We start from the raw sequence: 252 nt of genomic DNA on the forward strand, positions 1-252 counted from the left end.
CGGCCCACACCCGCGCGGTGAACACGACGTCCTCGTAGGGGAAGCGGCCGTCGGGGAAGCGGATGCCGTGCGCGCGCAGGAAGGCCGTGGCGTAGAGCTTGTTGACGCACAGCGTGTCGTGGACCAGGCGCGGGCGCAGCGCCGGGCGGGCGAGTACGGCGGGCGCGGCGTACAGGGCCGGCTCCCACGGCGCCTCGTGCCCCGACGGCAGCTCGCGGCGCACGCACAGGCCGCCCGCGACCTGCGCGTGGG

Annotated in this window: 1 pseudogene; it reads right to left on the reverse strand. The window is 77.0% G+C overall.

What is annotated here, in order from left to right:
- A pseudogene (locus B7767_RS41555) lies at positions 1-252 on the reverse strand (transferase); the annotation flags it as partial.

The sequence above is a fragment of the Streptomyces sp. 13-12-16 genome, assembly GCF_002114215.1.
Taxonomy (GTDB): domain Bacteria; phylum Actinomycetota; class Actinomycetes; order Streptomycetales; family Streptomycetaceae; genus Streptomyces.